Source organism: Shinella sp. 838 (assembly GCF_029623935.1).
Lineage (GTDB): Bacteria > Pseudomonadota > Alphaproteobacteria > Rhizobiales > Rhizobiaceae > Shinella.
This window is the reverse complement of sequence record NZ_JARSBQ010000013.1, coordinates 1-26,212: the sequence shown is the minus strand read 5'-3', so window position 1 is coordinate 26,212 and position 26,212 is coordinate 1. Positions and strand designations below refer to the sequence as shown.

Sequence of the window (26,212 nt, the reverse complement as noted above, 5' to 3'; positions counted from 1 at the left end):
TAAAATTCCGGTCGAAGTGCTGCGCTCCCTAACACAGGCACGGCGGCGTGAAAACGCCGCCGTGCCTGTGTGGTTGACCCGGAGAGGATCCTCCGACCAACCGTCTTTATCCTCGTGAGCCCATCTGCGCTTAGGCCGTGACGAGCGTGGCCGCCTCCGCGCGGCGTGCATGGCTGAAGGCGAAGGCCAGCATGGCAAGTGTCGAGATCGCTGCCGGTACGGCAAAGATCAGGAAGTTCTGCTGCAAGGGCAGTTCCTTTGCCAGCAGCATGCCGCCAAGCGTCGGCCCGACAATGGCACCGATGCGGCCGACGCCGGATGCCCAACCAAGGCCGGTGGAGCGGACCGAGAGGTTGTAGAGCTGGGCGACGCTGGCATAGAGCAGGATCTGCGTGCCGATCGTGGTGGCACCGGCGATGAAGACCACAAGGAACAGCAGTGTTACCGGCAGGCCGAAACCGACGAGCGCGATCGACAGCGTGGCCGCGGCGAAGTATCCGATTACCACCTTCGGCAGGCCGAACCGGTCACCGAGCCAGCCGCCGGCAATCGCCCCGGCCATGCCGCCGAAGTTGAGCGAGAAGAGGGTCATCAGGCTGGCCTTTTCCGCATAGCCGGCTTCCTGCATGACCTTCGGCAGCCAGGAGGAAAGCAGATAGACGAGCAGAAGGCAGCAGAAGAAGGCGGCCCAGAGCAGAACTGTCCGCGTTGCCCGCTGGTGGCGGAAGAGTTCCGCGACCGATGCGGCGGCGCCTTTTGTCTCCGTGAAGACGAGCGTGTCGTCGCTCGTCAGGCGGTCTCCCGTTTCGATGCGGGCATAGATGCGCCGGGCCTCGTCCTGCCGGCCCTGGCGCAGCAGGAAGCCGAGCGATTCCGGCAGTTTCCACAGGATGAGAGGCAGGATCAGCAAGGGAACGGCGGCGACGAAGAACATCGGCTGCCAGCCATATTGCGGGATCATCCAGATGCCGAGGCTTGCGGCGACCATGCCGCCGACCGAGTAGCCGGAAAACATCAACGCCACCATCGTGCTGCGCAGCCGTTTCGGCGCATATTCGTTCATGAGGGCGACGACATTCGGCATGAGGCCGCCACAGCCGAGGCCTGCGAAGAAACGATAGACCGTGAATTCGCCCGGCGAGGCGGCAAAGCCCGTCAGCAGCGTCGAGACCGTGAACAGCACGAAGCTGATCGCAATGCCCTTCTTGCGCCCGATCTTGTCGGCGAGCGGTCCGAAGATCAGCGCGCCGAACATCATGCCGAACAGTGCCCAGGCCTGCAGCGCACCGGCCTGAGGTTTGCTCAGCCCCCATTCCTTGATCAGCGTCGGCAACACCGTGCCGGCGATGAAGACGTCATAGCCGTCGGCGATCAGCAGCAGCGCGCAGAGCACCACCACCGTCCATTGAAAACTGCCGAAGCGAGCCTTGTCGATCGCCTCGTTCACATCGATCTTGCGCATGGTCACCCCTCCCAGAGTGCGGTTGAAATGTTGTCAGCCGAGATCGCCGCCGGCGACCGGCAGGATGTTCCCGGTGATGTAGGCGGCCTCGTCGGAGGCCAGGAACAGGATCGGCGCGACCTGTTCGTCGATGCTGCCGTAGCGCTTCAGGAAGCTCGAACCCTTCACCTGTTCGACGACCTCGGCCATCCAGGCCTTTTCGCGCGCAGTGTCGCCTTCCGCGTTTCGCGGGATGCGACGTGACGGCGCTTCGGTGCCGCCGGGAGCGGTAGCGACGACACGGATGCCGAGACCGGCCACTTCCATCGCCAGCGATTGCGTGAGGGCATTCACCCCACCCTTGGCCGCCGAATAGGGCACGCGGTGAATGCCGCGCGTGGCGTTCGACGAGACGTTGACGATGGTGCCGCCGCCCCGCGCCGACAGGATCGGCAGCACGGCGTGGCAGCAGTAGAGCGTCGGCATCAGCGAGCGACGGATTTCCGCATCGATCTGCGCCGGCTCGAATTCGGCATAGGGCCGCATGCGGATCGCGCCGCCGACATTGTTGATGAGGATGTCGATGCCGCCGAATTTTTCGGTGGCGGCCTGCATTGCGGCTGCCGCGCCTTCATAGGTTTCAAGGTCGGCGGTGAACGCTGCCGCCTCTCCGCCACTCGCTTCGCTGGCAACATCTGCGACGAAGTCGGCGCGATCGACGAACAGCACCTTGCCGCCTTCTGCCGCGGCGCGCAGCGCCACCGCCCGCCCGATGCCCTGGGCCGCGCCGGTCACCACCAGCACCTTGCCGGCAAAGCGGCCCGGGAGACAGGACGCGCTCATGCGCTTGCTCCCGCCGCCGCATTGGGCGTGAACTTTTCGTAGTGGAAGCTGTTCGGCTTCACGCCGGTTTCGTCGAAATGCCGGCGCACGGCATCGACCATCGGCGGCGGGCCGCAGAGATAGACGTCGACATCGCCGCCGTTCAGAAGTTCCGCCGGCATGTGCTGCGTCACCCAGCCTTTGCGCGGATGGCTGGAGGCCTCCTCGGCCACGACCGTGCTGTAGCTGAAGTTCGGCAGGCGCCTGGTATAGGCATCGATCTCCTCGACGAGCACGAGATCAAGGTCGCGCGTCACGCCGTAGATGAGATGGATGCGCTCTTCGGATCTATCCTTCACCAATCCCTCCAGCATGGAGAGGAACGGTGCGAGGCCGGTGCCGCCGGCAAGCAGCAGCAGCGGGCGCTTGACCTCGCGGAGGTAGAAACTGCCGAGGGGGCCGGTGATGTCGAGCCGTTCACCGATAGCGGCCTGTTCGAGCCAGGTGCTCATGACGCCGCCGGGGATCTTCTTGATCAGGAAGCCGACACGCCCGGCGCCCGGTACCGTGCTGAAGGAGTAGGAGCGGCTCTGGCCACTGCCCGGAACGGCGATGTTGACATATTGTCCGGAGAGGAACACAGGCGCGGCCCCTCCCCCGTCCATGTCGAGTTCCAGCACGATCGCGGCGTCGTTGTACGGGGCGATCTTCGCTACCGTCGCGGCGAAACTCTGCTGGCCCGTCTTGCAGGCGAGCGAGGTCGTCGGCACCGACAGCACGCAATCCGACGTCGGCTTCATCTGGCAGGTCAACACCAGGCCGCCTTCTGCCTCTTCGGCCGTCAACGCGTCCTCGATATAGTCGTCACCGAGGTCGTAGCTGCCACTTTCGGCGCGGCACTTGCAGGTGCCGCACACGCCGTCGGAACAGTCCATCGGCAGGTTGATCTTGGCGCGATAGGCGGCGTCGAGGACCTTCTCGCCGCTGTTGCAGCCGATGAAACGGGTAACGCCGTCCTCGAAATTCAAAGCGATCTTGTAGCACATGGCTCCTCCTCCTCAGGGTGCCGGACTGCCCGGTCGTCAGATGTGGTAGACGTCGATGACCTGGCGGATGTAATCGTCCTTCAACACGATCTTCTTGTTGGCGATCACGAGGTCGCCGCCGCTCTCGCGCAGCGTGACGAACACGGTGCCGAAGAAGTGATCGGTGACCTTGTAGCGATGGTTGAGGGTGTGGAAGTTGTAGCGTACGTCGACCTCCCCGCCGCGCGCGGTCACCACCTCGACATTGGCGATCATGTGGCAGGTGCGCGGCTCGGGCGTGGAAGCGCCCGAACGCTCGGTCTTGATGCGGAAGACACGGTCTTCAAGGCCATCGCGGCTTGGGTAGTAGATCAGCGAGATCTGCGCGTGCGGATCCTCAGTGATCTGGTCGTCGTCGTCCCAGGCGGGCATCCAGTAGGTGACGTCGGGGGCATAACAGGTCAGCCACTCGTCCCACTGGCGATCGTCGAGAAGGCGTGCCTCCTTGTAGAGGAAGGCGCAGATGGTGTCGTAAGAGATGCTCATGCCGCCGCTCCTTCCGCTTCCGCGGCGAGCGCCTTGCGCATCACCCTGGCCCAATATTCATGCTGGCGGACGAACAGGCCCTCGTCCTCGCTACGCTCTCCCGAGAGCAGCGGGGTGATGCCCATGCGTCTTGCATTGTCGTCAGGTCCATCGATCCAGAGCGGGGCACCGCGCGACATGTCGTTCCAGAGGGCCGTGATCCCGGCATAGCCGGCCTGACAGGCGCGGAATTCCTCGAGATCATCGGCCGTGCCCATGCCGGAGACATTGAAGAAATCCTCGTACTGGCGGATGCGCAGCGCGCGGTTTTCGGCGCTCTCGCCCTTCGGGGCGAAGCAGAAGATGCTGATCTCCGTCTTGTCGACGCTGATCGGGCGCGTCACGCGGATCTGCGTGGAAAACTGGTCCATCAGGAAGACATTCGGATAGAGGCAGAGATTGCGCGTCTGGTTGACGATGACATCCGCCCTGTCAGCACCGACGCGGGTCTTGATCTCCTCGCGGTTGCTGTAGACCGGCCGCACCTCCGGGTTCATCGTGGTCGTCCAGAGCAGGATATGCCCATGGTCGAAGCCGTAGACTCCGGCGACCGACTTGCTCCAGCTGTTGGCATCGACCGCCTTGGTGCCTTCCTCAGCCCGGCGGCCCATGGTGGCGGCATAGTTCCAGTGCACGCTGCTGACATGGTAGCCGTCGCAGCCGTTCTCCATCTGCAGCTTCCAGTTCCCGTCATAGATGTAGGAGGAATTGCCGCGCAGAACCTCCAGCCCGTCGGGTGCCTGGTCGACAATCTGGTCGATGATCACTTTGGTCTCGGCGAGATAGTCGGCAAGTGGCAGTACGTCCGCATTGAGGCTGCCGAAGAGGAAGCCGCGGTAGTTCTCGAAGCGCGGCACGCGCTTCAGATCATGCGAACCATCCGTGTCGAACTGCGGGGGATATTGCGTGGTCTTGCCGTCCTTGACCTTCAGCAGCCTGCCGCCGTTGGAAAAGGTCCAGCCGTGGAAGGGACAGGTAAAGCTGCCCTTGTTGCCATGTTTGCGTCGGCAGAGCATCGCGCCACGGTGGGCGCAGGCATTGATCATCGCGTGCAGGACGCCGGCCTTGTCGCGGGTGATGACCACCGGCTGGCGGCCGATAGTGGTGGTGTAATAGTCGTTGTTGTCGGGGATCTGGCTTTCGTGGGCGAGATAGACCCAGTTGCTTTCGAAGATGTACTTCATCTCCAGTTCGAACAGGTCGGCGTTGGTGAAGATGTCGCGGCGGCAGCGGAACACGCCGGCTTCGTGGTCATCCTGCACCGCGTTGGCGAGCAGTTCGTCGAGTTCCTGCGCCTTGTCCAGGATCGTAGGCATGGCTCCTCCTCTCATGGCAGCCGCCGCTCGGCGGCGCCATTGCAACGATGTCGGTTGAAGAAAGGCTGGGGCGGCTTTACGCGGCCGCCCGCTTGCGCTGCAGGTTGATCTGGTTGTCGACCCCGTTCACCAGCGCAGTGAGGCCGATATCGAACACGATCTCGGCAAACGGTCCCTCCAGGCCGTTGGCCCTGATGCTCGTGTCGTCGGTCCGCTCGGTGACAGCCGGGACGAGGCCGTCGCGAGTGGCGTAGGCGAAGTCGTCGTTGACCAGCGGATCACCCGCGATGTTGATCTGAGTGGTCAGCTTGCGGTGGCCATCGGCACTGATGAAGAAATGGATGTGTGCCGGGCGCTGGCCATGGCGGCCGAGGGCGGAAAGAAGCTGTTCGGTCGGGCTGCCGGGGGGAACGCCGTAGCCCTTGGGCACGATGCTCCGGAACCTGTAACAGCCCTTGTCGTCGGTGACGATTGTGCGGCGCATGTTGAACGGCGCCTGCTTGCCGGTCGGGTCGAAGTGGGAATAGAAGCCGCGCGTGTCGCAGTGCCAGACTTCCACTGTCGCGCCGGGAAGCGGTGTGCCGTCGGCGTCGCGAACGGTGCCGTGCATGATCAGGGTGTGGCCGTTGGTATCCGCGCCGTCGTCGAGCCGCGCGAAACCATGCGCGACGGGTGCGCCGGCGACATAGAGCGGACCTTCGATGGTGCGCGGTGTTCCGTTCTTGATGCCAAGGTCCTCGTCGATGGCGTCGAGGCGCTCGTCAAGGAAATGGTCGAGGCCGAGGCCGGGCGAGATGAGGCCGGCCTGGCCGGTGGCGCCGATCTCGTTGAGCCAGGCGATGCCGGCCCAGTATTCGTCAGGGGTGATGTCGAGATCGTCGATGGCCCTGAACAGATCCGACAGCAGGCGGTGGGTGATCTCCTTCATGCGCGGGCTGCCACCCGGCTTGTCGAGTCCGCTGACGACCTTCAGAAAATCCTGTATTTCCGGCCTGTCGAAAATCCTCACAGTCATGATAGCCCTCCTCCGGGTCTAGGTTGCGTCAAACGGTTTCGCGTCCGCTCAGGTGTCGTCCTCGCGGATTGACGAGGGGTGGCGCAGCAGCGGCGTCACCTTGATGGTCATGAATTTGAACAGGGGCAGCGCCGTCAGGACCGCGTGCAGTTCGGCATTGTCCTTGACGTCGAAAATACTGACATTCGCGTATTCCCCGGCGATGCGCCAAATGTGGCGCCACGTGCCGCTGTCCTGCAGCGCCTGTGCGTAGGCTTTTTCCCGTGCAAGGATGTCCACCGTTTCCTCTTGCGGCAGATCGTGGGGAATGTGGACGTCCATTCGCACCTGGAAAAGCATGGGCTTGTCCTCCTACTCGGCGAGACTGATGGTCTTGCGCGGGGCGTTGCGGGCGAAGAACGCGATGCGATCTTCATCCAGCTCGATGCCGAGGCCCGGGCCACCGGGCACGGTCAGCTCGAAATCGCTGTAGTCGAGCGGCGTTGCGAGAATGTCCTCGGTCAGGAGCAGCGGGCCGAACAGCTCTGTGCCTCGCTGCAGATTGGCGAAGGTCGAAAAGACCTGGGCGGAGGCGATGGTGCCGACCGGGCCTTCCAGCATGGTGCCACCATAGAGCTCGATACCGGCCGCATCGGCGATCGCGGCCACGCGCTGGGCATTGAAGAGGCCGCCGCTTTGCTCGATCTTGACGGCGAAGACATCGGCGCCGCCGACCTTTGCCAGTTCGAAAGCCGATTCCGGTCCGGTCAGGGCCTCATCCGCCATCAGCGCGATGGGGAAACGGCGCATCAGCCGGGTGAGCGCCACCGTGGAAGCGACCGGTTGCTCGACCAGTTCGCAGCCGGCATCGGCAAGGGCGGCCATGCCATAGGCGGCCTCGGTTTCACTCCACGCCATGTTGACATCGACGCGCACGGCGGCCCGCTCGCCCAGAGCGTGCTTGATCGCGGCAACATGGGCGATGTCCTCTCGGACGGTCTTCGCGCCGATCTTCAGCTTGAAGATGCGGTGGCGGCGGAGATCCAGCATGTGCTCGGCCTCGGCGATGTCACGGGCCGTATCGCCCGAGGCCAGCGTCCAGGCGACCGGCAGGCGATCGCGGCGGCGGCCGCCGAGAAGCTCGCTCACCGGCAGGCCGAGGCGTTTGCCTTGCGCATCGAGCAGGGCCGTTTCCACGGCGCTTCTCGCGAAGCGGTTTTCCTTGATCCGTTTGGCAAGGCGCGCCATCAGCACCGGCACGCGGGATGCGTCCTCCCCCAGCATTGCCGGGGCAAAATAGGTGTCGATGGCGACCTTCATACCCTCGGGGCTTTCCCCACCATAGGCGAGGCCGCCGATCGTGGTGCCCTCGCCGATGCCGATGGTGCCGTCGCTGCAATATACCTTCACCAGCATCACGCTCTGGCCGTTCATCGTCGCGACCGACAGCTTGTGCGGGCGAATGGTCGGCAGATCGACCAGCAAGGTCTCGACCCGTTCGACGATGGGAGGGGATATGGTAGCCGGAAAATGTGGTGCAGGGGTCGTGTTCATGGGAGAACTATGCGCCATGCCTCCCTTGCCCGTCCAAGACCGATTGCATCTCCAATGATACCTGAGAGGTATAATGCTGTGAAATCCACCGTGATTGGGCCGCTGGTCGGGCCAGAACAATTGCACCCAACTTCGGATGATATCATAGAGCGTTGGCGAGCAAGGACGTGGGGTTAGCGAAACATTCGACGCTTCACTGATCTGGACAGGGTTTGGCAGCCGCGGGTTACGGGGCTTGAACGGTTGAAAAGATAGGCGGCGCGATAGGCCGCCATCTGTGCCACGGTCCCGTTGGCGATGGGTCGCGTCGAGTTTCGCTTGCAGATCGATTGGGAAGTTTACGGCCGGGAAGACGGGAAAGCCGGAACGGTGAGTGTTCTGGCAAGCCTGGCGCCGTGGGAGGCTAAGTCAGGCAACAGAAGAGCGGGCGCCGGCAAGATGCTGCGCCCGCCCGATTGTCGTTCAGGCTGCCGATTGTGCCGCGTCTGCAATCAGGTCGGCGATGTCCTGGGGCCGGGAGGCCAGGGAGGCGTGGCTTGCATCGAGTTCGATGATTTTCCTGGCGCCCATGCGCTCGGCCATGCGCTTCTGGTTCTCGGGCGCGATCATCCGGTCGTGCGTGGAGATCTGATACCAGGACGGCTTGGTCTTCCAGGCCGGCGCGGTGACCGTATCGCCGAATGTGCTACCCAGCGGGGCCTTCTGCGTGACGGCCATCACCAGGGCCTCGTCGGCGTCGAGGTCCTGGCAGAAGCTTTCCCGGAATTTCTCCGGTTTGATCCAGAGATAGCCATCGCTGTCGGGGGCGATGTTGGGAAAGGCGGCGGGTGGATGCGCCTGACTGATGGCACCGGCGCTTTCACCGGCATCGGGTGCGAAGGCGGCGACATAGACCAGTGCCTTCACATTCGGCAGATCCCCCATCTCGGTGATCACCTTGCCGCCGTAGGAATGGCCGACGAGCACCACCGGACCGTCGATCTGCTTCACCATCTTGCGGGTCCGCTCGGCATCGTCGGCGAGCGAGGTCAACGGGTTTTCCACGGCGTGGATGTCGCTGTAGCCCATGCGCGAAAGCGCCAGGATGGCATGCCTCCAATGGGCAGCCCCACCCCAGAAACCATGGACAAGGACGATTGCCGGCTTGCTGCTCATAACTTCCTCCTCAGTTTTCGGATGGCTGTTGTCGTCAAGCGGCTTTTCCCGCCGAATAAAATCTAGGTCTCGCCACCAAAATGCATAGGCCCGAGGGTTGGCTTTTGATGTCCTCTCCCAAGGGTATGGTGTGTGCACGGACGGCTATTGTGCCGGCATGTCCGAAAAGCCGCGTACCAGTGCCGCGACGTCTGTGGGACGTTCGATGCATGGCAGGTGGCCGGCGCCTTCTATGATGTGGAACACAGCCCCTGGAATTCGGTGCGCTGTTTCTTCGACAAGCGAGGGCGGTGTCGAAAGGTCGCTTTCTCCGGCAATCACCAGCGTCGGTGCCGATATGCCGGTAATGGCGTCGGTGAGGTCGGCATCGCGCAGGGCCTTGCAGGTTTCGGCATAGCCGATGGCCGGCGTGCGCTCCAGCATCCGGCGCCAGCCGGAAAAGGCTTCCGGCTGCTCTACGCGATAGACCGGAGAAAACCACCGTGCCATAATCGCCTCGCCGATCGATGCGACGCCGTTCTCGAGCACGGCATCGATGCGGGCGTTCCAGGCATCCGGCGTGCCGATCTTCGCTGCCGTGTCCATCAGAACAAGGCGCGTGATCCGGGCCGGTGCCCGCACTGCGAGGTCCATGGCAATCAACCCGCCGACGGAGAGGCCGCAGAGCATCGTATCCTGCCAGCCGACATGGTCGAGAAGGCCAGTGAGGTCGTCGGCGTGGTCGCGGATACCGCGGGGTGTAGGGGCCGCTTCGCTCAGTCCGTGGCCACGCTTGTCATAGAACAGGAGGTCAAAATCGGCGGCGAGTGCATTGGCGACCTCGTCCCATATCGCCACATCCGTTCCAAGAGAGTTGGCGAAGGCGATCCGCGGTGCGCCGCGCCGGCCGGCGCGGCGATAGAAGAGCACGATGTCGTTGGATCGGATGAAAGGCATTGTGGATACTCGCTCTGGCGCCGTCGATCCATGCGCCTCGACCCGGCCGGGCAGGTGTCTGGCCTATGCAGGAACTCCCGCGAAATTCTTGCTGCAAGGCTAGCTTTGGCGCCGCAAAGCGTCCAAGACTATCGCGGTCGCTTTCAATACCGGGAAGGTATAGTGCCATGGAGCTGCGCCAACTTCGCTACTTCGTCGCCGTTGCCCGCGAGCGTAATTTTTCCAGGGCTGCGGAACTGCTGCACATTGCCCAGCCGCCGCTGAGCCGGCAGATCCAGCAGCTGGAAGAGACGCTCGGAGTTACCCTGATCGACCGCTCCATCCGCCCGCTGGTCCTGACCGATGCGGGGCGTTTCTTCTATGACCAGGCGAAGCAGATCCTTGCCCGTATCGATCATGTGCGCGAACAGACCCGGCGCATCGCAGCCTCGCGCCGGGAGATCTTCATTATCGGGTGTGTCGGCTCGACGCTCTACAGCGGCATTCCGGATCTGGTGCGTCGCATGCGGGCCCGCTGGCCAGCGCTCGGCATCGAGATCCGCGAGATGATGTCGGTGGAACAGATCGCGGCGCTGAAGGACGGGCGTATCGATCTCGGTTTCGGCCGCGTACGGCTCAGCGACCCTGATATCGAGCGGATCACGCTACGAGAGGAGCGGCTGGTCGTTGCCTTTCCCAAGGGTCATCCGAAGTCACTGGCGACGGAACCCGTTGCGCTGAGCGAGATCGCCGGCGAGACGCTGGTGATCTATCCCTCCAAGCCGCGGCCAAGCTTTGCCGACGAGGTGCTTGCCCTCTGTGCGGATCTCAATGTCGAGCCGGGCACGGTCGAGGAGGTTCGGGAGATCCAGACCGCGCTCGGCCTTGTCGCGGCCGCCATCGGCGTGTGCATCCTGCCTGCGGCAGCCCAGCGCCAGCGCATGGACGATGTCTGCTACCGCGTGCTTTCCGACGAGCGGGCGACCTCGCCGGTCATCATGAGCTACCGGCGGAACGACGGCTCGGGGCGGATCGACGAGATCAAGGCGCTGATCCGTGAAATGTATGCGGAAAACCCGCCCTGGCTACGCCTGTCGAACATCACCTGGTAGCCCCTCCCCTCTTGTGTCAGGTGCTGGCCTGCCGGCGGACGACCTTGCCCTCTTCGGCCTTGTAGAAATACTGGCTTGCGACCAGCCATCCTTTGAGCGGCCGAAGCGGGGGAATGCAGGTCAACAGCATGAAGGGCCCTGTGACCAGAACCTGCGTCAACAGCGAGGCGCTGAAGGCGACCTCCAGCCACACGGCGAGCAGCACGCTCGGTACGCAGGCGAAGCAGATGACGAAGAAGGCCGGGCCATCGGCGGGGTCGGCGAAGGAATAGTCGAGACCGCAGGCTTCGCATTTCGGCGCCAGTGTAAGGAATCCCTTGAAGAGATGCCCTTGGCCGCAGCGCGGGCAACGACCGCGAATACCGGTTTGCATGGGCGGCAGCTGGGGATAGGTCTCATTCATGGCAAGTACCTCTCTTGTTCCGTTCAATCCAATCATTGTATGCGTTCATATAGATGCAATCATGCTGTCAATTTGTCGAGCAGACATACTGACGCAGGCAGACGAACGTCTGCTGCCAGTGAGGCTGCATCCGTTCGATCGGGAAGATTTACGGAATCAGAAGAAGGACCCGGCCATTTCCGGGGGGCCTTCAAGTGCGTGCGCCATGAATTCGAGGGCGGTCTGGAGTTGCGGCCGCGTCACCGGGCCGCCGAGGCTGACCCGCACGGCTTCCGGCGGCGCGCCATCGACGGCAAAGGCGTCGCTGGCCATCACGCCGAGGCCGCAGGCCCGCATGTGGGTGCCGAAGGTGGATCGCGTCCAGCCCTGCGGTAGCGGCAGCCAGATGTTGAAGCTCATGGGGTCGGCGCGGTAGCCGGCAGGCAGGAGGCTGGCGGCAAGGGCCTGGCGGGCCGGAGCCTCCGAGCGCAGGAAATCGAGAATCGCGTCGGCCGTGCCATCCTCTATCCACCGCGTGGCGAGGGCCGCGGTCAGGGGCGAAGCCATAACATTGCCTGCCCGCATGGCCCCTGCAAAGGACCAGAGAGCCCGGCTGTCATCGGGCGCGACCACAAAGGCCAGGCGCAAGCCCGCACCGATGCATTTCGACAGTCCGCCGATATACCAGGTGAGCTGGGGTGCGAAGGCGGCGAGGGGGGATGGGGTGCTTGCTGGAATGAAGCCATAAGCGTCGTCCTCGACGATCGGCACGCGGTATGTGTTTGCCGTTGCGGCGATTTCCGCCCGACGCGCGGCTGACATGGTCAGCGTCAACGGGTTCTGCAGCGTCGGATTGAGGTAGATCGCCTTTGGCTTTTCGCGCATGCAGGCCTCCGCGAAGGCCTCCGGCAGGATGCCCTGATCATCCATCGGCAGGCCGACGAGCTTGAGGCGCAGCTGCGCGGCGACCGAACGCATGCCCGGATAGGTGATGGTTTCGGCAAGCACGGTGTCACCGGGTTTGGTGAGCATTCCGAAGATTGCCAGCAGTGCTGGATGAGCGCCGGGCGCCACGAAGATGCGCTCCTGCGGCGGCGTGAGACCCTTGCGCCCGAGCCAAAGGGCGGCGGCTTCCTTGTCCATGGCCGCGCCACCGAAACTCTGGTAGCGCAGCAGCGGAATGAGATCGCTGGCGACCGCCGACAGTCCGTCACGCATGCGGGCGAGCAAATCAGGGTCATCCGGCTCCGGGGGCATGTTCATGGAGGGATCGACCATGGCCGCGCGGCGGCTATCCGGCGATATGCCAACGGGAAGAGGGACGCGTGCTGCATCCGCGCTGCCCGTCACGAAGGTGCCGCGGCCGACATGCGACTGCACGAGCCCGCGCTTCTGTGCTTCGAGGTAGCCGCGGGCGACGGTGGTGACGTCGATGGCGAGCCGCCGGGCAAGGTCCCGGTGCGTCGGAAGCTTGTCGCCGGCCAAGAGCTGCCCGCTGCGCAGATCCATCTCGATCAGATCGGCGATCGCCATGTAGAGAGGGCTGCTGCTGCGGCCGAGATCGGGATGCCAGTTCTTCATGACCGAGGGTTCCAAGCCAATGTAGATTGACGGTATATTGCCTGTATTCCGGCCTGTCATCCACCACCGGTGGACAAAGCGTCGCAAGGCCACCGATGGAGTTGAACGGGCGAGGTCGGGATAGAGGAGCGTCAGCCGGCGGGACGCGATCCTCCCGTGTGATGGCGACGTCCATGGTGCGGGCCAGTGCGTGGGCCGCAAGCACAGTGGCCCGTCGGCGCAGTGGTTGCCGAGGAGTGAGACTGGAAGCGTAGCAGCGGGTCGCCCGTGTGTATTGTGCGGTTGCTGCTGCCAAACCGCCCTCCGTTCGTACGGCCACTGCGGGACCGGCCCGTACGACGGCGCATACATCCTGCAGGCCGGACAAGCGCGTCCCTCCCCTTGCCGGCCACCTGCGATACCGCTCCGCGTGGTGTAGTCGCGCCCTTATCGATTGGCATCGTATCCCGCCCTGGCCAGGACGTGGTACATTTGGTGGGCTGTCTGCCGATGGCGAAGGTTTTCATGCCGTCGTGTGGCGGGCTCTCGTACGATGAACGCGAACTCTGCTTTCTGCAGCAAGGCGCAAATGATCCTTCTGCCAAGTGTTTTGCATGCCGGTGAACTTTTGCTATCAAAGGGGGCGGGGACCTGAACGACGTCCGCCATTTCTCCGGACCGGGGGATGCACCGGCCATCGGCCTCGTTTCCGCCCTCTACTCGTCTGTGGTTCCTGTGCGACCCAGCTTCACAAAGCAATGTGCAGGCCCGAGAGTGCGCAGACAACGCCGTTTGAAGGGTTGCGACATGACTATGAATTCGACCCGGTTTCAGGCCGAAACCGCTCCCTTCCTCGACTGCGCCGACCGGGCTTGGGCACGCAATGCCATCGGCATCCTCGAGGGCGACGCCCGCCGCTCGGCGGACACCCATCTGGTCAACCCAGTTTTCAAGGGGCTGAAGGGCATTTCCATCTACCTCAAGGACGAGAGCACGCACCCGACAGGAAGCCTGAAGCACCGATTGGCCCGCTCCCTCTTCCTCTACGGCATCTGTAACGGGCGGATCAGCAAGGGCACGACACTGGTCGAAGCCTCGTCGGGATCGACCGCGGTGTCGGAGGCCTATTTTGCCAATCTGCTCGAACTGCCGTTCATTGCGGTCATGCCACGCAGCACCAGTCGTACGAAGATCGACGTCATCGAACGTTTCGGCGGTCGCTGTGCCTTCGTCGACAGCCCGTCAGAAGTTTATGAAACTGCAGCGCGCATCGCATCGGAGACCGGAGGCCACTACCTCGATCAGTTCACCAATGCCGAACGGGCCACTGATTGGCGAGGCAACAACAATATCGCCGAGAGCATCTTCGGCCAGATGGAGCGGGAAGCCCATCCGGTCCCGAGCTGGGTGATCATGGGGGCGGGAACCGGCGGCACGTCGGCAACGATCGGGCGCTACATCCGCTACCGTAACCTCTCGACGCGGCTATGCGTGACGGATGTCGAGCATTCGGTGTTCTACGACGCCTGGAAGGCGAGCGACATGCAGACGACCTGCACCGCGCCGTCGCGCATCGAGGGTGTTGGGCGGCCGCGTGTCGAGCCGTCCTTCATCCCGACGGTTATCGACCATATGATCAAGGTGCCGGACGCAGCCTCCATCGCGGCGGCGCATGTGCTTTCGGACCGTCTGTTCCGGCGAGTGGGTGCCTCAACCGGTACGAATTTCTTCGGCCTGCTCTGCATCGCCGATAGCCTGATCAAAGAAGGGCGCGAGGGCTCGCTCGTCACGCTCATCTGCGACAGCGGCGATCGTTATTCCAGTACCTATTTCAATCCCGACTGGTTGTCGAAGAACAACATCGACATCGCACCCTGGTGCGATGTGATCGAGACGTTCCTCGATACCGGAGCCTTCAAGGCACCCTGACTGTGTAAAAGGCAAGAGCCGAAATGGTGGGAATGACACCTCCGCCAGGCTCATGTTGATACTGGGTTCGGACGCGTTGTACATGTACAACCAAGAGACACCGGCATAGGCACCCGAGTCGGAAGCGCCTGTGCCCTGACCCTGCGACAATGCATACGGAGCCCGGCGGACAGGGCAGGGCAGACGTGCGCCTGAAATGCAGTTGTACATGTACAACATGAATCCCGTTGGTCTTGCCCGAAGCTCTGCCAAAAAGGGTTTGTCCGACTCAGGGAATCGGGCTAGCTTCATCAGCGCTTATTCATCAGTTTTCGAGGAAAAAGCGCAGAAGTTAATCCTGAGGCCACGATGTTGAAACAAGCCGCGACCGATCAGAGCGGAAACCTGCGCTCGCTAATTGCCTCTGATGCAGAGGAGCTGATGCGCCAGCTCCAGGCGCATCAGCAGCGAACCTTTCCGCCGACGGCCCGGAAGAGCATCCGGCAGTTCTCGTCGGCCGAGGCTGCGGAATTCATCGGCATCCACCAGGGGTATCTCCGCCAGATCGTGGCGGAAGGGCATGGGCCGGAGCCATCCTCCAACGGGCGCCGTACCTATTCCGTCGACGACATCGAGGCTTTGCGCAAGCTGCTCGACGAGGGCGGGAAGGGGCCGCGCAAATATATCCGGCATCGGCGTGACGGCGAGAAGCTGCAGGTCATCTCCGTGATGAACTTCAAGGGGGGCAGCGGCAAGACCACGACCTCCGCCCATCTCGCGCAGTTCCTCGCCCTTCGCGGCTATCGCACGTTGGCGATCGATCTCGATCCGCAGGCTTCCCTGTCGGCGCTGTTTGGTCACCAGCCGGAGTTGGATGTCGGCGACAACGAAACGCTTTATGGCGCCATCCGCTATGATGACACCCGCCGGGACGTGACCGAGATCGTCCGGGCGACCTACACGCCCAACCTCCACATCATTCCCGGCAATCTCGAGCTCATGGAATTCGAACATGAGACGCCAAAGGCACTGATGGCGCGCACCGATACGAACTCCATGTTCTTCGCGCGCATCGGGGAATGCCTTGCGGATATCGAAAGCGCCTATGACGTCGTGGTGATCGACTGCCCGCCGCAGCTCGGTTTTCTCACCTTGTCCGCCCTTTGCGCCGCGACGGCCGTTCTGATCACCGTGCATCCGCAGATGCTCGACGTCATGTCGATGAGCCAGTTCCTGCAGATGACCGGTGACCTGTTGCAGGTTGTGGAAAACGCGGGCGGTACGATGAACTACGATTGGATGCGGTATCTCGTCACCCGCTTCGAGCCGAACGATGGGCCGCAGGCTCAGATGGCCGGCTTCATGCGTTCGATTTTCGGCAACCGTGTTCTTTCCAACGCGATGCTGAAGTCGACCGCGATTTCCGACGCGGGCCTTACCAAGCAGACCCTCTACGAGATCGATCGAGCGCAGTTCACGCGCGGAACCTATGACCGCGCTCTCGAATCCCTGACGGCAGTGAACACCGAGATCGAGGAACTCGTCAAACAGACCTGGGGACGGAAGTAAACAATGGCCAGAAAGAACATCTTCGGTGCAGATACGGATGGAGCGGCCGGCAGCAGTGCCGAAACCGGCTCGCTTGCCGATATCCGACCACTGGCCAATCTCGATCGCCCCTTGCGACGCTCCGGCCCTGTCGGTGCCTTTTCCCAGTCCCTGGGCAGCATTTCGGAAAAGGCACAACGTGCGGCCGACCTCGAGAGACAGCTTTCACATGGCCAGACCATCGTAGAGCTGGATCCCGCGCTCATCGACAGCTCCTTCGTGCCGGACAGGCTTGAGATCGACACCGAAGGGCTGAACAGCCTGATCGAACAGATCCGTGAACACGGCCAGCAGGTTCCGATTTTGGTTCGCCCTCACCCGGATACCGAGGGGCGCTATCAGGTCGCCTACGGCCACCGGCGGCTCGCCGCCATTCGGGCGATCGGTGGAACGATCAAGGCAGTCATCCGGCCACTCACGGATGAGCAGCTGGTCGTGAGCCAAGGTCAGGAAAACAATGCTCGCACTGATCTTTCCTATATCGAGCGGACGTTCTTTGCCCTTCGCCTCGAACGCCGCGGCTTTTCGCGCGATATCATCATGTCGTCGCTCGGCGTGGACAAGGCCGCTCTGTCGCGGATGATCGCGCTGGCGAGCCGGCTTCCCGATGTGTTGATCGAGGCGATCGGCCCGGCGCCGAGCTTTGGCCGTACGCGATGGGCCGAAGTGGCGGATCTGCTCGACAACGCCCTGAAGAAAGCCAGGGCGTTGAAACTCATTCATGCCGATGAATTCAGGGCGCTGTCTTCTGACAGCCGCTTCGAGCACCTCTTCGAGCAGCTGCGGGCGGCAAAACCGAAGCCCAGAAGCGGGGAGTGGCGTGCGGACGGCTCGAAGGCGGTGAAGGTCACGGAGACCGACGGCCAGCTTACCCTGAATTTCAACAAGGCTGCCGTGCCGAAGTTCGGTGCTTTCGTCGAGAAGCAGCTGGACCGGCTTTACGAGGAATTCCTGAAGGAAAACGAGGAGCTTGAACCGTAAAAGAAAAAGGCCCCCAAACGACCAAAGCCGTGGAAGCCTTCTCCTGATTTCTAGCAAGATCAAGAATCGCATTTCCACGAATCCTAGTCAAGAGTCTTTGGCACCGTTTTGGTGAGCGGATTTCTTTTGCCTGAAGAGAGGTGAAGGAAAATGCGGAATGGAAATGTGACGACGCCTTTTGGGCGGCGGCCGATGACGCTTGCTTTGGTGAAAGGTCAGCTGGAGACGGCCGACCACAATCCGAACAAGACAGTCGACAAGTGGAAAGTCTTTCGGGACGTCTGCGAAGCCAAGGACGTTTTCGGTGTTCAGGACCGGTCGCTGGCGGTGCTTCATGCACTGCTGAGCTTTTATCCCGAAGGGGACCTTTCCGACGAACGTGGCCTGGTGGTTTTTCCCTCGAATGCTCAGCTTGCGATTCGCGCGCATGGCATTGCCGGAACGACGTTGCGCCGGCATCTGGCGGCTTTGGTCGATGCCGGATTGATTCAGCGCCGCGACAGCCCGAACGGCAAACGATATGCCCATCGCAACAGGGGAGGGGAGATCGAGGAAGCTTTTGGCTTCAGCCTCGCGCCGCTCGTTGCCCGAGCAACGGAGTTCGCGGGTCTCGCCCAGAAAGTGGCTGAGGAAAAGCTGCGCTTCAAACGTGCCAAGGAGGCCCTGACGCTGTGCCGGCGCGATGTTCGCAAGCTGATTTCGGCAGCAATGGAGGAGGGGGCCGATGGCGACTGGTCCGCGATCGAAGACCTCTATCTCGCGCTGATCGCGCGTCTTCCACGCCTGCCACGACGGGATCAAGTCGATATCGTGCTGGAAGAAATGGAACTGCTGCGCGAAGAGATCGTCAATCTGTTGGAAACACAACTGAAAACAGAAAAATCAAGCGGCAATGCTATCCAAAATGGCCAGCACATACAGAATTCAAAACCCGAATCCATCCATGAACTTGAACCTAGCTCCGAAAAAGAGCAGGGCAATATGTCGAGACAGAAAACACGCAAGGCTGTCGAACCGACCAGAGCTTTCCCTTTGGCAATGGTGCTGAAGGCCTGCCCCGAGATCGGCAATTATGCGCCCGGCGGTTGCATCACGCACTGGCGCGACCTGTTGACGGCCGCCGTCACCGCGCGCTCGATGTTGGGGGTCAGCCCTTCTGCCTACCAAGAAGCTTGTGAAACTATGGGGCCGGAGAATGCAGCGGTTGCGGTAGCCTGTATCCTCGAGCGGGCCGGTCATATCAACTCGCCTGGGGGCTACTTGCGCGACCTCACACGAAAAGCCGCTCGCGGCGAATTTGGCCTCGGGCCGATGTTGATGGCGGCTTTGCGGGCAAATGGCGGGGAGGGAAGGCGTACCGGCTGAATGAGGGATTTCCTCCGTTCTATGGACGTTTGAAACTCCACCGTTTTTGAAGCGCGCTCAGAGGGTGAGCCGGGCGCCTGGAGCACCCCGTTAGAGACCGCTGCCGTGTGCCAAGCGAGGAAGGCAACGAGATGTTGGCTGAAGCAGGAGAGGATTTGCAGAGCGGAGCGAAGGTAGCTGAGGGCATTTTCCCTTCTCCGCGTTGCCGATTTTCGCAGTTTTCTCTCTAATGAGAGGAATGACCGATAAGGCAATCTTATGCCTTATTATATTTTTCAGACAGGACGTGCGGTTATCACGTACAATGTTGGCATAATCCGCACGTATGGTCTATGTTGCGGTCATGGATTCGCCCGTTGACTCGCCCGTTTCCGTCCCGGCCTTCACCGCCGCCCTGCCTGGCTGGGCGCGGCCGCGAGCCGGACGGGCTTGCGGCGGCCTTTTCTGCCGGCATCGCGTTGAAATCGCTCGACGATCTTGTTCGCTCCGCGCCCGCCTGGGCCGGCTGCTGGCGCTCCCGCCAGGCCCTCAAATGCGCTGCCGTCGCGGTGCGGCTGATGGGGCGCGGCGAGGACGAGGCGGCGTTGCGGGACGCGCTTTTGCTCACGGCTGCCGGCGATGATCCCGGTCCGGCCGGACGGGTGCTTTTGGCCACCAAAAGACTTTCCACCCGAAAACCCGCCTTTTCCTCGAAGGCGGTGGCGGAGCTTGCCGACCTGTTGGGGCTGGCTTGGGTCGAGCGGCTCATCGCGGCGGTCGATTACGCCGACGACGCGCTGCAATCCGGCCGTCCGCCGCCGCTTGCCGCGGCGGACCTGGTCACGGCCGTGCATGCGATACGACCGGATGCCGAACCGCTTGCCTGGATGCTGGCCGATCTGCTGATCGCCGCGCAGCTGAAATGGGATTATGCCGTGCCGCTGCTGATGGCCGAGCGCTATGGGCCGGCCTTCAAGACGCTTGGGGGCAGGGGCCGGGTCCGGCCGGGCGAGCCGGCCTTTGCCCGCGCCGTGTGCCTTGCCCTCTCCGAAAAGGTGGTACGCCGCTTGATGAGGGAGGAGCAGCTTGTCGTGACCGCGGCTAAGCGGCGTCGATACACATCCTACCAAGGCGAATTAGATCCCGCGCCGGAAAATTTGGTCAATCGTGATTTCCACGCTGCGAAACCAAACGAGAAATGGTTGACCGACATCACCGAGTTCCAACTGCCAGCAGGGAAAGTGTATCTCTCGCCCATAATCGATTGTTTCGATGGCTTAGTGGTCAGCTGGTCTGTCAGCACGCGGCCAGACGCAGAGCTGGTGAACACGATGCTTGATGCCGCAATCGAAACAATCACCGGCAGTGCCGACCGCCCTGTTGTGCATTCGGATCGGGGTGCCCATTATCGTTGGCCCGGCTGGCTGTCGCGCATGCAAAATGCCCGACTGGCCCGATCCATGTCACGCAAAGGGTGCTCGCCGGACAATTCGGCCTGCGAAGGATTTTTTGGGCGGCTGAAAAACGAGATGTACTATAATCGCACCTGGATCAATACGACCCTGCTCGACTTCATGCAGCAGCTGGATTCTTACATCCAGTGGTACAACCAGCATCGCATAAAGCTCTCACTGGGCGGGATTAGCCCAGCCGAATACCGCCGGAACCTTGGAATTGCAGCATAGGCAGTCCAAGAATTTGTCCGCACCTCCTTCTGGGGAAAATTCACGCGGCATTGACACCACTAGTTCTTCGATCCAGCGCATGCCGAAACCGCTCAGTGCCGAGACCTGTGTCGTTGAATGGCCCCTGGCCAGAAGCCGGATCACTTCGTAATGCCGCGCCGTCGTCCCATCCTTGCCAGATCGGTATTCATGATCCAGTTCATCAAGGCTCAGGTGATCTGCAAGCGCAACCATCATCTCCTCCCACGATGTGTCCCACCGTAGAATAGCAGATCATCAAATGCGCCGGAATCCATCGCGTCAATCAGACGGAAACCGTATGAGACACCGTCCTCGGTTATACGCGGGGCACCAAACGATTTATCGATGACGACATTGCGGCCCTCCGGAAGAACCGATTTCAGGCACGCGGTCTTCTGGTTGCCGACGCAGAAATTGCCTGCGCGTCATTTGCTCTCCGACTGAAGTCGCCCCGCAAGCGCTCCGCGCAAAAACAGCAATTTTTGCATCCCGTAACCGCAAGCTGTGAAAAGGTAATTTGCTCTGTGCAGTGCTAGAATGGGAAAAGATGGCACCTGGGAGGCGCCGTTGGTCAATGAATTGAGGAGGTAGTCATGCAAAACGTTAAAACGGCCGACGTCTCACATCTGGGTGGTTCGCTGATCGGCTATCGCTTTGGTGCGGAGTATAATCCGGCACTGCCGACGCTGGTGATGGTGAACTCATTCACCACATCGTCCGAACTCTGTCGGGCTCAATATGCCGACGAGGCCCTCATGGGCAAAGTCAACCTGCTCGCCATAGAACCGTATGGCCACGGAGTGACCCGGACCCAAAGTGAACAGTTCACATACTGGGATTCGGCCATAGCCAATCTCCAAGTTTTGGACAGACTGGGCATCTCCTCCGCATTTGTCCTCGGCACCTCGCAAGGCGGCTGGATCGCGGTTCGCATGGCAATTCTGGCCCCAAAAAAGATCAAGGGCATCATTCCGCTCGGAACGTCCCTGGACTACGAAAGTGCGGCCAGTAGGGACCTGGGTTGCTGGACCGCGGACGATTTCTGCAATCCTCTGATCCTTGATCTCGCTCAACCCGTTGGACCTGATTGGGTGCCATCGGATGAATATTGCAGCGGGCTGGCCGAGTCCGGTCTCGGCGAAAACGTATCTGATGACAATCGCGCCTTCTGGGCAAAGAAGCTGAGGGAAAACTACAAGGGTGACGAAGGTCGTCGTCGTATCCGGATGTGCGCGATCAATCTGCGCGACCGCGATGGGCTTCACGGTCGGCTCGATTATGTGGAGTGCCCGGTTCTCTGGCTGCACGGGTCGGAAGACCAAGTTTACAGCGTCGCAAATGCCCAGAAAGAAATCGCTGGTTTCACCAGGTCGAAATCAGCCGAGCTGAAAGTCGTCGAGGGCGGAAACCATTTTCTGAGCGCGACAAATCCAGTCGAGGTCAATGCCTACACCCTCGCATTCATCTCGAAGTGGAACTGAACCGACAGGAGGCAAGCCATACGGCTTGCCTCCTTGTTCGGCCTTCGATGCAAATTTCGTGGGACGTTTCGGATCGCCTCAAAAAATTCCTACGCGGACTGCGTTCTATACTGGGAGGGAGAGAGGCCGACCGAATTTTTGAACGAACGCGCAAAGTTTGCACCCGACGAAAACCCCGTGGCAAATGCTATGTCCTCTATCGTTTTCCTGGGATCAACGAGCAGTGCTTTACATTTGGAAATCCTCAGGTTGGAGATGTATTGCACCGGCGCACGTCCGGTTGCTTGCTTGAAAGCCCGCGAAAAATGGTAGACGCTGAGGCAGGCGACGTCAGCCAGATCCTGCAATGAAATATCCTTGTCGAAGTTCTCGGTCGCAAACTCCAAAACCCGTGCAAGCCGGACTTTGTCCAGGCCCTTGTTTTCCTCGGCATCGCGATATGAACTTGTAAAATAGGAATCCGATTTCCGGCTGTACCGCTGCAACATCCAGGCAGCGAGCGCCATACCGAGCGAGTCTATCAGCAGTCGCCCAGCAGGACCTTCGGCTTGCAAACCGTCGGATATCGACATGGCAATCTGCTTTATGAGAGGATCTTGGAAGCCGCCACAGTATATCAACGCTGAACTCGGCGCATTCTCAGTTGTCTTCAGATTTCCATAAAGATCCATCGGAAGATAAAGATGGAGCATATCCAACTGCCCCTGAGCGATATGGAGATAGTTGACTTCCACGCCACGTGGGCAAACGCAGGCGATCCCCGGACGCAATACGAAATTCTGCTCAGGACGTGAGCGCGACGAACACCCCACCTTTCCTTTTGCGATCGCGGCCGCGAGAACAGCTCCTTCACCGATAGGAGCGGAACGGGATGGTCGAAGATCGCGCTGATGCCATGCTTGAAGCCATGGATGAAGGCATGCATGATGGAAAGTATCGTCGGATCGAGGTGATCACGGGTCGACGCCAGCGGCGGAATTGGACCGACGAGGAGAAGGCGCGGATCCTTGCCGAAAGTGCAGAACCTGACGTGAACATCTCGGCGATCGCCCGGCGCTGGGGCGTCAATCGCGGTCTGCTGAACGTCTGGCGGCGCGAAGCCGGGCTGACCTCTCGACGATCCGCGCAAGCCGGCGCACAGCAGGCCATGTTCGTGCCGGTGACGGTGGTTGGCGATAGAACGTCTTGCGAGAACTCGCCGTCGGATGTCGCCCATGACGCCGCGGGGCGTATTGAGATCGAGATTGCTGGCGCGCGTATGACCGTGATCGGCTCGGTGGCGCCCGAATTGGCGCAGGCGATCGTGGCAACGTTGCGAGCACGCCGGTGATTGGACTTTCGCCTGGTGGAGTGAAGATCATGGTGGCGACGCAGCCGGTCGACTTCCGGCGCGGCATGAATGGGCTTGTTGCGCTGGTGGCGTCAGCGCTTGCAGCTGATCCCTACTGTGGTGACGTGTTCGTGTTCCGCGCCAAGCGTCTCGATCGCCTGCGCTGCATTTATTGGGACGGATCAGGCATGATCCTGGCGACGAAATGGCTGGAGGCTGGCACGTTCGTTTGGCCACCGATCCGTGATGGCGCGATGCAGATGAGTAGCCAGGAGTTCTCCCTTTTGCTGGCCGGTATCGACTGGACGCGGGTCAGGCGAAACACCGTAAAGCGGCCAACGAAAGCAGGCTGATCCTATTGGATTTGCTTGAAGATTCAGGGTCATGTGCTAGGGTCTGCCATGCCGCTTCGACCCGACCCTTTACCTCAGGATGCCGCGCAATTGAGCCGAATCATTCTCTCGCTCGATGCAGAGAATGCCGACCTCAAGGCGCGCGTTGCCTTCCTGGAGCGGCAGCTCTTTGGGCCGAAATCGGAGAAGATGACGGCGATCGACCCGAAGCAGGCGACGCTTGAGCTTGGCGATCTCAGCGACATTCCCGCGGCGGCCAATGACGATGTTGCACCCGTGGCTGACGGCCGAAAGCAGGAGCGGCGATCGCCGGCGCGCAACATCGGCCGGTTACCCAGGCATCTCCCACGGTATGAAGAGCTCATCGAGCCGGAGAGCAAGATTTGCCCGTGCTGCTCGTTCGAGCTGCATTGCATCGGCACGGACGTCAGTGAGGCGCTCGACATCGTGCCGGCGGTTGTCCGGGTGAAGCGGACGATCCGGCCGCGCTACGCATGCCGGGCCTGCGAGAGTGCCATTGTGCAAGCGCCAGCGCCGGCGCGTGTGATGGACGGCGGCATGGTGACCACGGCGTTTGCCGCCCATGTCGCCGTTTCGAAGTTCGCCTGGCATTTGCCGCTTCATCGCCAGGCGCAGATGCTTGCCTCCTGCGGCGTGATCATCGATCGCGGCACGCTCGGGGCCTGGGTGACGCGGGTCGCCTGGTGGCTTGAGCTTCTCTATGACGCGCTGCTTGCCTTCATCCGCTCCCAGCCAAGGGTGTTCTGTGATGAGACGCCGCTCCCGCGGCTTGATCCGGGGCGTAAGCGAACCAAGGTCTGCCAACTTTGGGCGCAGGCGGTCGACGATCGGCCATGGAATGGTCCGGCGCCGCCGGCGGTGGCCTATACTTTTGCCGAAAGCCGCAGCGCGCGCGAGGTCGAGGGGCAATTGTCGTCGTTTGCCGGCGTGCTCCAGGTCGATGGGTACCAAGCCTATAAAACCTTGGCCAAGCGCCAGGGGGAGGAGCAATGTCGCTCCCATGCGGCTGGCCTTCTGCCTTGCCCATGCCCGACGCAAGTTCGTCGAAATCGTCAAGATGACCGGGTCTGCTGAGGCCCTGTCGATCCTTGCCAGGATTGCCGAGCTCTATCGGATCGAAGCGAAACTGCGCGGCGAAAATGCCGATACCCGGCTCACGGTGCGGCGTCGCGAGGCAGCGCCCATCATGAGCGAACTGAAGGCCCAGCTCACCGAACTGAGCGACGAGGTGTCGTCGAAATCGGCGCTTGGCAAGGCCGTCACCTACACGCTCAACCACTGGAACGGACTGGCAGCCTTCCTGGAGGATGGCCGGATCGAAGTGGACTCCAATGTGGTCGAGCGTTCGATGAAATCGGTGGCTCTGACGAGGAAGAACTCGTTGTTCGTGGGCAGCGAACGCGGTGGCAAGACGTTCGCGGTCCTCGCATCGCTCGTCAACACGGCAAAGCTCAATAGTGTAGACCCCGAAGCTTGGCTTGCCGACGTGCTCGAGCGCATCATCTCCGGCAAGGTGACCGCGAACCAGATGGATACGCTCTTTCCATGGACCTGGAAGGCCAACCGCGAGAGCATTGCAGATCAGGAGCGACGGGCGGCATGACACAGAACAGCCAAGGGGCTACGGCACGACCGAAGCTCGATGACGAGGCGTTCGAGGCGTTTATCAGGGCACGCCGTCCAGTCTCGCCGATCTGGTCGATGAGCGGCCTCGACGGCTATCTCACGGCTCTCATCATCGGCCCGAGGTTTATCGACCCGCGTCAGTGGATCCCGGAGCTGACTGGCCCGGATTGTGATTAGGCATGGAATAAGGACCCCGCAAATGGGGTGATCGGCGTCCAAACGGGACCCCCATCTGCGATGGGGTTACAACAGCCTCCGGTTTCATCGGAGGCTTTTTATTTGGATGCTTGTTGTGGAGACAATTCTAAAGATACGACGGCTTTCCCGTGTGCAGGGCAAGTCGATCAAGGCGATCTGCCGGGAGCTTGGCATATCGCGCAAGGTGGTGCGGAAGGTTTTGCGCAGCGATGAGACGGAGTTCAAATACGAGCGCACCCGTCAACCTCAGCCGAAGCTCGGCCCCTGGCGCGACCAGCTCGATGGAATGCTGCTTGCCAATGAAGCGAAGGCTTCCCGCGAGCGGCTGACACTGATCCGGATATTCGAGGACTTGCGCGACCTCGGCTACGAGGGCGGTTACGATACAGTCCGGCGCTACGCCCGAACCTGGGCGAAGGAGCGCGGCTCCGTAACGGCGGAAGCCTATGTCCCACTCTATTATGCGCCGGGCGAGGCTTACCAGTTTGACTGGAGCCACGAGATCGTTGTGCTGAACGGCGTGACGACGACGGTGAAGGTGGCGCATGTCCGGCTCTGCCACAGCCGGATGATGTATGTGAGAGCCTATCCGCGCGAGACGCAGGAGATGGTCTTCGATGCCCATGACCGGGCGTTCGCGTTCTTAGGCGGGGCCTGCACGCGCGGCATCTACGATAATCTATGGACGCCTCCCGGGCGAGATGAACATTTGGCGGCACTCGGCATTGGATGCGTGAATCTATCCGGCCTATCGCTGGAGCGATCACGCTCCTGGCCTTGATGGGAGTCCGCTGC

The 26,212-nt window shown here is 61.6% G+C and carries 22 protein-coding genes and 5 pseudogenes; 13 read left to right on the top strand and 14 right to left on the bottom strand.

The features are described from left to right. Positions 1-130: 130 nt before the first annotated feature. From P9A16_RS28035 to pcaD, 10 genes are all read right to left on the bottom strand, one after another. On the bottom strand, positions 131-1,462 hold the full coding sequence (locus tag P9A16_RS28035) for an MFS transporter (protein WP_023513461.1): 1,332 nt from the start codon (positions 1,460-1,462) through the stop codon (positions 131-133). A gap of 33 nt (positions 1,463-1,495) precedes the next feature. Then, positions 1,496-2,284 (bottom strand): benzoate diol dehydrogenase BenD, encoded by a 789-nt coding sequence (gene benD / locus P9A16_RS28030; RefSeq protein ID WP_023513462.1) that lies wholly within the window; start codon positions 2,282-2,284, stop codon positions 1,496-1,498. Continuing rightward, entirely contained in the window at positions 2,281-3,309 is a 1,029-nt protein-coding gene (benC, locus tag P9A16_RS28025; RefSeq protein ID WP_023513463.1) for a benzoate 1,2-dioxygenase electron transfer component BenC, read from the bottom strand. The genes benD and benC overlap by 4 nt, the downstream gene beginning before the upstream one ends. A gap of 36 nt (positions 3,310-3,345) precedes the next feature. Continuing rightward, entirely contained in the window at positions 3,346-3,834 is a 489-nt protein-coding gene (gene benB / locus P9A16_RS28020) for a benzoate 1,2-dioxygenase small subunit (protein WP_023513464.1), read from the bottom strand. Then, on the bottom strand, positions 3,831-5,189 hold the full coding sequence (locus P9A16_RS28015; protein ID WP_023513465.1) for a Rieske 2Fe-2S domain-containing protein: 1,359 nt from the start codon (positions 5,187-5,189) through the stop codon (positions 3,831-3,833). Before P9A16_RS28015 ends, benB begins: the two co-directional genes overlap by 4 nt. 76 nt (positions 5,190-5,265) lie before the next feature. Continuing rightward, positions 5,266-6,204 carry a catechol 1,2-dioxygenase gene (gene catA / locus P9A16_RS28010; protein WP_023513466.1) on the bottom strand — a complete coding sequence of 313 codons (939 nt, stop codon included), beginning with the start codon at positions 6,202-6,204 and terminating at the stop codon, positions 5,266-5,268. A 48-nt stretch (positions 6,205-6,252) separates the two neighbouring features. Next, on the bottom strand, positions 6,253-6,543 hold the full coding sequence (gene catC / locus P9A16_RS28005) for a muconolactone Delta-isomerase (protein WP_023513467.1): 291 nt from the start codon (positions 6,541-6,543) through the stop codon (positions 6,253-6,255). Positions 6,544-6,555: 12 nt separating this feature from the next. Continuing rightward, positions 6,556-7,737: a muconate/chloromuconate family cycloisomerase gene (locus P9A16_RS28000; RefSeq protein WP_278026255.1), complete on the bottom strand. Its 1,182-nt coding sequence runs from the start codon at positions 7,735-7,737 to the stop codon at positions 6,556-6,558. 462 nt (positions 7,738-8,199) lie between these two features. After that, positions 8,200-8,892 carry an alpha/beta hydrolase gene (locus P9A16_RS27995; protein ID WP_023513492.1) on the bottom strand — a complete coding sequence of 231 codons (693 nt, stop codon included), beginning with the start codon at positions 8,890-8,892 and terminating at the stop codon, positions 8,200-8,202. A gap of 144 nt (positions 8,893-9,036) precedes the next feature. Then, positions 9,037-9,828 carry a 3-oxoadipate enol-lactonase gene (gene pcaD / locus P9A16_RS27990; protein ID WP_023513493.1) on the bottom strand — a complete coding sequence of 264 codons (792 nt, stop codon included), beginning with the start codon at positions 9,826-9,828 and terminating at the stop codon, positions 9,037-9,039. A gap of 167 nt (positions 9,829-9,995) precedes the next feature. On the opposite strand from pcaD, the gene P9A16_RS27985 reads away from it, so the two are divergent. Then, positions 9,996-10,919: a LysR family transcriptional regulator gene (locus tag P9A16_RS27985; protein ID WP_023513494.1), complete on the top strand. Its 924-nt coding sequence runs from the start codon at positions 9,996-9,998 to the stop codon at positions 10,917-10,919. A 16-nt stretch (positions 10,920-10,935) separates the two neighbouring features. Here the strand turns inward: P9A16_RS27985 and P9A16_RS27980 are convergent, their stop codons facing one another. Further along, a complete protein-coding gene (locus tag P9A16_RS27980; RefSeq protein WP_023513495.1) occupies positions 10,936-11,322 on the bottom strand; it encodes a DUF983 domain-containing protein in 387 nt (128 codons plus the stop codon). A gap of 156 nt (positions 11,323-11,478) precedes the next feature. Next, positions 11,479-12,882, bottom strand: a complete 1,404-nt coding sequence (locus tag P9A16_RS27975; protein ID WP_023513496.1) for an aminotransferase-like domain-containing protein — start codon at positions 12,880-12,882, stop codon at positions 11,479-11,481. Between the two features lie 786 nt (positions 12,883-13,668). On the opposite strand from P9A16_RS27975, the gene P9A16_RS27970 reads away from it, so the two are divergent. The 6 genes and pseudogenes from P9A16_RS27970 to P9A16_RS27945 form a co-directional block, all read left to right on the top strand. Further along, on the top strand, positions 13,669-14,790 hold the full coding sequence (locus P9A16_RS27970) for a PLP-dependent cysteine synthase family protein (RefSeq protein ID WP_023513497.1): 1,122 nt from the start codon (positions 13,669-13,671) through the stop codon (positions 14,788-14,790). A 348-nt stretch (positions 14,791-15,138) separates the two neighbouring features. Further along, complete coding sequence (gene repA / locus P9A16_RS27965; protein ID WP_023513498.1) at positions 15,139-16,338, top strand: plasmid partitioning protein RepA; 1,200 nt, start codon at positions 15,139-15,141, stop codon at positions 16,336-16,338. 3 nt (positions 16,339-16,341) lie between these two features. Continuing rightward, positions 16,342-17,358 (top strand): plasmid partitioning protein RepB, encoded by a 1,017-nt coding sequence (repB, locus tag P9A16_RS27960; RefSeq protein ID WP_023513499.1) that lies wholly within the window; start codon positions 16,342-16,344, stop codon positions 17,356-17,358. A 150-nt stretch (positions 17,359-17,508) separates the two neighbouring features. Then, entirely contained in the window at positions 17,509-18,723 is a 1,215-nt protein-coding gene (gene repC / locus P9A16_RS27955; RefSeq protein ID WP_023513500.1) for a plasmid replication protein RepC, read from the top strand. A 332-nt stretch (positions 18,724-19,055) separates the two neighbouring features. Next, positions 19,056-19,712: pseudogene (locus P9A16_RS27950) on the top strand (DUF1403 family protein); the annotation flags it as partial. A gap of 33 nt (positions 19,713-19,745) precedes the next feature. Beyond that, positions 19,746-20,387 (top strand): annotated as a pseudogene (locus P9A16_RS27945) (IS3 family transposase); the annotation flags it as partial. Here P9A16_RS27945 and P9A16_RS27940 read toward each other — a convergent pair. Then, positions 20,331-20,621: a hypothetical protein gene (locus P9A16_RS27940; RefSeq protein WP_278026254.1), complete on the bottom strand. Its 291-nt coding sequence runs from the start codon at positions 20,619-20,621 to the stop codon at positions 20,331-20,333. The pseudogene P9A16_RS27945 and the gene P9A16_RS27940 overlap by 57 nt on opposite strands. Positions 20,622-21,001: 380 nt before the next feature. Between P9A16_RS27940 and P9A16_RS27935 the strand changes: the two genes are divergently transcribed. Beyond that, positions 21,002-21,889, top strand: coding sequence for an alpha/beta fold hydrolase (locus P9A16_RS27935; protein WP_278026253.1), 888 nt, complete (start codon positions 21,002-21,004; stop codon positions 21,887-21,889). A gap of 89 nt (positions 21,890-21,978) precedes the next feature. On the opposite strand, the gene P9A16_RS27930 is transcribed toward P9A16_RS27935, so the two are convergent. Beyond that, positions 21,979-22,581 carry a helix-turn-helix domain-containing protein gene (locus tag P9A16_RS27930; protein ID WP_278026252.1) on the bottom strand — a complete coding sequence of 201 codons (603 nt, stop codon included), beginning with the start codon at positions 22,579-22,581 and terminating at the stop codon, positions 21,979-21,981. Between the two features lie 179 nt (positions 22,582-22,760). Between P9A16_RS27930 and tnpA the strand changes: the two genes are divergently transcribed. The 5 genes and pseudogenes from tnpA to istA form a co-directional block, all read left to right on the top strand. Further along, positions 22,761-23,219: an IS66-like element accessory protein TnpA gene (gene tnpA / locus P9A16_RS27925; protein WP_278026251.1), complete on the top strand. Its 459-nt coding sequence runs from the start codon at positions 22,761-22,763 to the stop codon at positions 23,217-23,219. Further along, positions 23,216-23,572, top strand: a complete 357-nt coding sequence (gene tnpB / locus P9A16_RS27920) for an IS66 family insertion sequence element accessory protein TnpB (protein WP_160788235.1) — start codon at positions 23,216-23,218, stop codon at positions 23,570-23,572. Before tnpA ends, tnpB begins: the two co-directional genes overlap by 4 nt. Positions 23,573-23,620: 48 nt before the next feature. Continuing rightward, positions 23,621-25,196 (top strand): annotated as a pseudogene (gene tnpC, locus P9A16_RS27915) (IS66 family transposase). After that, positions 25,193-25,387: pseudogene (locus P9A16_RS27910) on the top strand (UPF0149 family protein); the annotation flags it as partial. The pseudogenes tnpC and P9A16_RS27910, both read left to right, overlap by 4 nt. Positions 25,388-25,502: 115 nt before the next feature. Then, positions 25,503-26,105, top strand: a pseudogene (istA, locus tag P9A16_RS27905) (IS21 family transposase); the annotation flags it as partial. Positions 26,106-26,212: the final 107 nt, after the last annotated feature.